Here is a 1,332-nt window from a genome sequence, read left to right on the forward strand (position 1 = left end):
TAGATTGGCCCCTTGAAGATCCAGACACTTCGCCCCTCTTAACTTAAGAGGTAGTCTTGGAGCTATGTTCAGTACTAGTCACAACGAGAAGATGGTCGAAGTGTTAACAGGGGCCGAGCGCCGTCGACGCCGGACTCCACAAGAAAAGATCGCCATCGTGCAGCAGACCTTTGAGCCCGGGATGACCGTCTCTCATGTTGCTCGCTTGCACGACGTCAACGCAAACCAGCTTTTCAAATGGCGTAAGCAATTCCAAGAAGGGTCTCTCACGGCGATCACCGCCGGTGAGGATGTTGTTCCTGCTTCCGAGTTGGCTGCTGCCATCAAGCAGATCCGAGAGCTTCAGCGTCTGCTCGGGAAGAAGACCATGGAGAACGAGATCCTCAAAGAAGCCGTGGAGTATGGTCGAGCAAAAAAATGGATTGCGCATGCGCCCTTGTTGCCGGGGGACGACGATTAAGTGCTGTGAGCCAGGCTCTTAATGTATCGCGTGCGCAGCTATCCGTTCGTGTTCATCGAAAACCGGGTTGGCAAGATGGTCGTCATCATCGCCAGCGTGATGATGCAGCCTTACTTGGCCGTATCATGGAGGCGATGGCAGAGCTTCCCTCCTATGGCTATCGCCGGGTCTGGGCGCTGTTACGGCGTCAGTCTGAGGCAACAGAACAACCTGTGGTAAACGCTAAGCGGGTATATCGCGTCATGCGCGAACATGGCTTGCTGCTGGAAAGAAAACCAGCTGCACCATTGGCCCAGCAGGCACATAAGGGGCGTGTTGCCGTCAAGGAGAGCAATCGACGGTGGTGCTCAGATGGCTTCGAGTTTCGCTGCGATAACGGTGAAAAACTACGTGTCACGTTCGCCATGGATTGCTGCGATAGGGAAGCGTTGGACTGGGCGGCCAGTACTGGGGGTTACGATAGTGACACTGTGCAAGATGTCATGCTGAGGTCTGTCGAACATCGCTTTGGGGATTCGTTGCCGGCATCACCGGTGGAGTGGCTGACTGATAATGGCTCGGCGTATCGAGCCCATGAGACCCGCGCGTTTGCACGAGAAATCGGGTTGGAGCCCAGAACGACAGCAGTGAGAAGCCCACAGAGTAACGGTATAGCGGAGAGCTTCGTGAAGACGATGAAGCGAGACTATATCGAGATGATGCCAAAACCGGATAGCCGAACAGCGGTAGGCAATTTGGCTATCGCGTTTGAGCATTATAACGAGCACCACCCGCACAGCGCCTTGGGATACCGTTCACCACGGGAATTTCTGCGCAGTCGGGTATCACAACCCTAAGCGGGAAAAGTGTCTGGACCTATGGGGTCAAATCCA

General features: G+C 54.7%; 1 protein-coding gene. It reads left to right on the plus strand.

Features of this window, described 5'->3' with window-relative positions; all coding sequences use genetic code 11:
- Positions 1 to 91 precede the first annotated feature (91 nt).
- Positions 92 to 1,296 (plus strand): IS3 family transposase gene (locus OKB87_RS23505; protein ID WP_102948393.1). Its coding sequence is split into 2 segments (ribosomal slippage): positions 92 to 410 and positions 410 to 1,296, totalling 1,206 coding nucleotides; the frame shifts between segments, so codons are not numbered across the junction.
- Positions 1,297 to 1,332 lie beyond the last annotated feature (36 nt).

The organism is Aeromonas sp. Y318-1 (assembly GCF_027706125.1).
Lineage (GTDB): Bacteria > Pseudomonadota > Gammaproteobacteria > Enterobacterales > Aeromonadaceae > Aeromonas > Aeromonas hydrophila.